This is a genomic window from Deinococcota bacterium (genome assembly GCA_030858465.1).
Lineage (GTDB): Bacteria > Deinococcota > Deinococci > Deinococcales > Trueperaceae > JALZLY01.
The window spans coordinates 1-5,760 of sequence record JALZLY010000166.1 but is presented as its reverse complement, the minus strand read 5'-3'; the positions used below and the strand labels follow the sequence as shown (position 1 = coordinate 5,760).

At 65.8% G+C, this 5,760-nt stretch carries 7 protein-coding genes; 2 read left to right on the top strand and 5 right to left on the bottom strand.

Going from position 1 to position 5,760, the window contains the following annotated elements; translation table 11 throughout:
- Positions 1 to 3 precede the first annotated feature (3 nt).
- The 3 genes from M3498_08420 to M3498_08410 form a co-directional block, all read right to left on the bottom strand.
- Positions 4 to 579: a type 1 glutamine amidotransferase gene (locus M3498_08420; GenBank protein ID MDQ3459305.1), complete on the bottom strand. Its 576-nt coding sequence runs from the start codon at positions 577 to 579 to the stop codon at positions 4 to 6.
- Between the two features lie 160 nt (positions 580 to 739).
- The gene (locus tag M3498_08415; protein ID MDQ3459304.1) at positions 740 to 1,978 is read right to left on the bottom strand and encodes a PQQ-dependent sugar dehydrogenase; all 1,239 of its coding nucleotides are present in this window, start codon (positions 1,976 to 1,978) and stop codon (positions 740 to 742) included.
- Between the two features lie 254 nt (positions 1,979 to 2,232).
- The gene (locus tag M3498_08410) at positions 2,233 to 3,120 is read right to left on the bottom strand and encodes an alpha/beta hydrolase (GenBank protein ID MDQ3459303.1); all 888 of its coding nucleotides are present in this window, start codon (positions 3,118 to 3,120) and stop codon (positions 2,233 to 2,235) included.
- 400 nt (positions 3,121 to 3,520) lie between these two features.
- Between M3498_08410 and M3498_08405 the strand changes: the two genes are divergently transcribed.
- Positions 3,521 to 4,078 (top strand): sigma-70 family RNA polymerase sigma factor, encoded by a 558-nt coding sequence (locus M3498_08405; GenBank protein MDQ3459302.1) that lies wholly within the window; start codon positions 3,521 to 3,523, stop codon positions 4,076 to 4,078.
- Complete coding sequence (locus tag M3498_08400) at positions 4,068 to 4,370, top strand: hypothetical protein (protein MDQ3459301.1); 303 nt, start codon at positions 4,068 to 4,070, stop codon at positions 4,368 to 4,370. Before M3498_08405 ends, M3498_08400 begins: the two co-directional genes overlap by 11 nt.
- Positions 4,371 to 4,396: 26 nt before the next feature.
- Here the strand turns inward: M3498_08400 and M3498_08395 are convergent, their stop codons facing one another.
- Positions 4,397 to 4,870, bottom strand: coding sequence for a DUF302 domain-containing protein (locus M3498_08395; GenBank protein ID MDQ3459300.1), 474 nt, complete (start codon positions 4,868 to 4,870; stop codon positions 4,397 to 4,399).
- A gap of 188 nt (positions 4,871 to 5,058) precedes the next feature.
- Positions 5,059 to 5,760 (bottom strand): hypothetical protein (locus tag M3498_08390; protein ID MDQ3459299.1); only part of this gene is annotated, 702 nt, incomplete at its 5' end.

Below are 5,760 nucleotides of genomic sequence, written 5' to 3'. Positions count from 1 at the left end.
CTCTCAGACGCTCCGCGCCTGCTGCTCGTGCTTGCCTTCGGCGAACTCTTCGACGATCTTGGCGCAAAAAGCGGGCAGGTCGTCCGGCTTGCGGCTGGTGACCAGCCCCTGGTCGGTGACCACCTCCTCGTCCACCCACTCGCCGCCCGCGTTGCGGATGTCGGTCTGCAGGGTCGGAAACGAGGTCAGCCGCCGTCCGCGGATCACGTCCGCCTCGACCAGCGTCCAGGGGCCGTGGCAGATCACCCCCACCGGCTTGGCCTGCTCGAAAAACCCGCGCACGAAGGTGACGGCCTCGGAGTCGCCGCGGAGCTTGTCCGCCCCCACCGTGCCGCCCGGCACGATCAGGGCGTCATAGTCGTCCGGCGAAACCTCGGAGAAGGCCTTCTCCACCGTGAACGTTTCACCGGGCTCGAGGTCGTGGTTGACGGTTTGAACCTCGCCCCGCTGAGCGCCTACCACCGTGACGCCGGCACCGGCGTTCTCGACGGCCTCCTTGGGCTCCGTAAACTCGACCTGCTCGGTGCCCGCCGGAGCGATGAGGATGGCGACCTTGCGTCCTTGCAACTCGTTTGCCATGATCGTTTCCCTTCTGAAGTTTCTGAGTCGTATACAGGTTCTAAGCCAGGTCGGCGCCGATCTGCGGCAAGATACCGACTGCTCGGCGCTGCCCCAGCGCGCGACGATCCGGCCGCTCTCGAAGCGCGCGATCTGCATGCCGCGGGCGACCTCTTGCTGATTACTGACCGCCCGCGTCGTAGCTGACGCGGTAGATTACGCCGCCCGTGTCCTCGGCGATAAGCAGCGAGCCGTCCTGCATGACCAGCAGGCCGGCGATGCGGCCGAACTGCGCCTGGCCGTCCTCGAGCAGCCAGCCGGTGATGAAGTCCTCGAATTCGCTGGGCTCGCCGTTCTCGAAGCGCAGCAGCACCACCTTGTAGCCCACCGGCGGCTGGCGGTTCCAGGAGCCGCGCATGGTCACGAAGGCGTGTCCTCGGTAGTCCTCGGGGAAGCTCTCGGCGGTGTAGAAGACGAAGTTGATCGGCGAGGAGTGCGCCTGATAGCCGATGACCTGCCCCACCGTCTCGGCCTCGCAGTAGGCCGCCAAATCGTCGTAGCTTTCGTCGGGCGGGGGATAGGGGATATACAGGTCAGGCTGCCTGTCGGCGTAGCAGTAGGGCCAGCCGTAGTCGTTGCCCGCCTCGATGAGGTTCAGCTCGTCAGGCGGCGAGTCGTCGCCGCGCCAGTCGGCGCCCATGTCCATACCCCACATCTCGCCCGTTTCCGGGTGCCAGTCGAAGCCGAGGGTGTTGCGCAGGCCGCTCGCGAAGATTTCGCGCGACGAGCCGTCAGGCTCCACCTGTAAGATGGTGGCGTGCTCCTCGTTGGTCTCCGGGCAGGAGTTGCAGGACGAGCCGACATTGATGTAGAGCATGCCGTCAGGGCCGAAGCGCATGGTGCGGTTGCCGTGCTGGCCGCCGTCGGGCAGGTCGTCGATGACGACCTCGAGCTCCGCCTCCTCGCCCTCGCCGGGAAGGTCGCCGACCCAGACCGTCGTCGGGTTGGCGAGGTAGAGCCGGCCCTCGTGGATGGCGACGCCGTGAACCCCCTCGAGTTCCGAGGCCACGGTCTGCCGGTCGTCGGCCTGGCCGTCGCCGTCGCTATCCCTCAGCGCGACTACCTCGCCCGCCTCCTGGAGCGTCACGAAGACGGCGCCGTCTTCGCCCTGCGCCATCATGCGCGGGCGCTCGAAGCCTTCGGCAAAGACGCTTATCTCAAAACCCTCGGGGAGTTGAAGCCCGCCGATGCGCTCTTCGCTGGCCTCGAGCTGCGCCGGGATAAAGGCCGTGCCCTCGACGGTGTTGACCTGTGCCTCCGGCGCTTCGTCCGCCTCCTCTTGGGCCGCCGCGAGACCGAGAAAGCCCAGCAGCAGCATGAGTGTAAAGACGATCACTCGGTTTATCGTCACTCGTTTCATCGATGGTCTCCTTTGGGATGGGCTCCGTTGGGGCCCTTGGGTCGGGCGCTGCCGTTCGCGGGTCCGGGGTCGGCGAGATCCTACCTGAAGCAACTCGCACGGAAGTAACGGGTCCTGTGGGGATGCTGGGGTGCTGGCACAACAAAGGCAGCTTAGCTCGAGCGGCGAATCGGATTCCTTACCTCGTCCCCAAAAAGTGAGCCCCACTAAAAAGGCCGCCCAAGTGGGGCGGCCTTCGGTTGACATTCGGCTGTTTACTGAAGCCCCTGCGCCCACTCGAGGATGGCCTGATTTGCCTCGTCAGCCGCTTCGATGATCGCGGCATGACCCGCGCCGGGGAGAATGACGAGTTGCGAGCCCGCAATGCCCTCATTCATCTCCTGGTGGATCTCGAAGGGGGTGAGGGTGTCCTCCTGGCCGACGATGATCAGGGTCGGCACGGTGATTTGTGCAAGCGTCTCGCTGGAGTCCGGCCTGTCCGCGAGCGCGTTGCCGCCGCCCACCGCACCCTCCAAAGAGGCTTGCTGAACGATGCTGGTGAGGTGTTCGGCGAGTTCGGGCATGTTCATGCGGGCGTCGCCGGAGAGCATGTCGGGCAGCAGGAAATCGACGAGCGAGCCGACGCCCTCTTGCTGCGCCTGCTCGGCCTCGCCGCGCCACATCGCGGCTTCGGCGACCCCGGCGGGCAGATGAACGGTGTCGATCAGGATGATACCGCTAAGCCGCTCGGGCGCCTGGCGGACCATCTCGAAGATGACGATGCCGCCCATCGACATGCCGCCCACCACGGCCTGCTCGAGGCCGAGTTCGTCCATCACCGCGAGCACGTCCTGGGCGTAGATTTCAATGGACGCCTCCTGGCTCGGCGCGACGCTCATGCCGAAGCCGCGCAGGTCCACGGTGATGACCTGGTACTGCTCCGAGAGCGGCCCTACGTTGTCTCTGAAGAGCTCGCCGGAGAGGGGGTAGCCGTGGATGAGGAGCATCGGCTCGCCCTCGCCCTGGATCTGGTAGTAGACTTGAGCGCCGTCAACTTCGACAAAGTTCTCGTCGGCGGTAGCGCCCGTCTCGGCAAAGGCAGCGCCGGCGAAGAGTACGCCGCCAACGAGCAAGGTGAGAACGAACGGGTAAATCTTTTTCATAAATGATTCCCTTTCAGTGTGGATTGCTCTTTAGTTTGTGGAGCTAGACAATGATAAAGGCCGAGCCGAGCCGAGCACTGTACCAAGGCCTACAGGTCGCCTACAGGTCGGTGTTTGCCTGCGCGGGACGCTGGGCCGGTCAACCGTTTCGGGTCAACCATTTGACGGAAATGGTCGTGGGGGTTGTGTTTGGATTCGACCCGCATGGTCGCGGCCTCGAGCGGCGTGATGTTTGTACCCCATGCGCTATAGGGTCCGTGCTCTAATTGCTCGAGGCACCGCCCCATCTGAAACAGAGACCCTACTCGAAGCTCTTGCCGAACACCTTTTTTATGTTGCCGACGACGCCGAACCTCCCCTCCAAACCGCCGACCTTCGTCGACCTGCTTCCGCCGGCCTGATGGCGTCCGACGAGCAGCTCGTTCGGCGCATGGCCGGGCGTGACGAGGCCGCCCTGGTTCAACTGCACCGCCGTTACGCCCCTTACCTCCTGGCGATGGCCCGGAAGATGCTCGACGACCCGGACGAATGCCGGCAGAGTGTCGAGGACGCCTTTGTCGGAGCCTGGCACGCGGCCGCTCGGTTCGACCCCTCACAGGCGAGCGCCAGAACCTGGCTCGTCACCCTCGCCTACCGCCTGACGATGACCCGGATGCGGGGCGGAAGGCTCGAGGCGGCACTCGAGAGTCGGGACGCGCCCAGCCGGTCGCCCGACCAGGCGCCCGAACAGGTGCCTGACCAGATGCCTGACCACACCGGTCGCGCCCAGTTGCGCGAGGCGGTCGGTGAGCTCAGCCGCGACGAGCGCGAGCTCATCGGGTTGGCCTTCTATAGGGGCTACTCATACCAGGAGCTTGCCGATATCACGGGTTACCCGCTCGACACCGTCAAGGCCAAGCTGCGCCTGGCCTTGGACAAGCTCAAGGCGCGGTTACAAGGGAGAAGCGATGAAGACTGATAAGGGGTGGAGCGCCTACCGCAGGGACGAACAACAGGTTAGGCAACAGCCCAGGCAACAGGGTGGACAGCAAGATGGACAGCAGGGTGGACAACGCCTCAGAGGCTGCGAAGAGGAGGGCCGCGAAGAGAAGGGCCGCGAAGAGAAGGGCGTAGTCTGGGCCAATCTCGAGCTTCTTGCCGCGCTGGTCTTGAGCCAGGACCCCGCCGACCTGCCGGCGGACGCCGCGGCGCGTCTGCTCGAGCGTATCCGCCGCGAGGCAGGGGTGACGCCGGGGGCGGACGGCGGCTGAACCACCGGGCCCGGCGGCGAAGGGCGTCAGGGCGCGGTGGCCGCCGCGGCGAGGCTGTCGAGCGCGTTCCTGATATTCCCCAGCATCTCGTCCATGCCGCTGAGGCCGTGGCGTTCGGCTAGGTACACGGGGTCGTTGTAGGCGACGAAGACGCGGCCGTCTTCGTCCTCCCAGAGGAGCATCTTCTGGGGCAGGTCGATGGCGACGGTCTGGGCGCTCTGCATGAGCGGCGTGCCCGCCTCGGGGTTGCCGAAGAGGACGACCCGCGTCGGCCTCAGCTCGAGCCCGGCCTCGGCGGCGTTCTGGGCGTGGTCGACGATAGCGACGACGATGAAGCCGTTGGCTTCCAAGGCGGCCTCGAGCTGGGCCTGGGTCTCGGCGACGCTGCGCGGGCTCTCCATGACGACGAGGCCCTCCGCCGTGGGCGTGGCCTCTGGGGGTGCGGCCGCTTGCGCCTGGACGAGCGTGACGAGTAAGAGCGGCAAAAGGGTAAGGGCCAAACGTTTGGGTAGCATCTATGTTACCTCCGGTATGGATGTCGGTATGGATGTCGGTTCGAACCGCCTGCCGGCGAAGCGCAACCGCCGAGGCGACGTTTGGACGGCTCGAGTGGACGCCCCCAGCAGCTGCCTGAGAACAGCCGACCCCTGTCGGGGCCGGCGTAGAAATGCTTACGTCGCGGGTGTCGTTATTGCCCCATTTCCACCGAGTCCACAGCCGAGCGAGGGAAAGGTCCCATGAGCTGGCTGAAGGTCACCTCACCCATCTGGCCGGGCTCGTCGCCGTAGGTCCGGTAGTCGGCGTGGTAGGCGACGAGCAGCGTCTGATAGTCATGGTCGGCGTCGACGGTGATGGTTGTCATGGCGTTGCCGTTCTGGTCGGCGGTGAAGGTGTTGGCGGGCAGGCCGCCGGCGGGTCCTACTTCCATCTCGGGCTCCTCGATGACCCACCACATGGTGTAGATGCCGCCCGGCACCAGTCCGCTGGCGGCGACCATGATGCTGTCCTCGCCGGCGTCGCTGGCGGTGACAAAGGCGGCGCCTCTGGCCGCTAGCCACTCGTCTTCGCCAAAGCCTTCGGGAATGCCATGCTCGGCGGCGGGCATCAGGCTGACCGTGCTCTCCGGTTGACCCGCGCCCATCGCTTCGTCGCTGCTAGCCATCCCTTCGTCCTCCGTCCCCATCTCGTCGAAGCTCGTCTCGGGCGCGAAGGGCGCTTCGGGATCGACCACGAACCAGGACAGGAAGGCGGCGGGCTCGCCGGTGGGGTTGCGCTTTTGCACGGCGGTGTCGGCGGGCAGGGCGCGGTCGTCACCCACGGTGAGCATTTCGGTGTCGGCGAGGCCGGTCTCGTACTCGATCTCGCCCTCACTCACGTAGATGTACTCGGG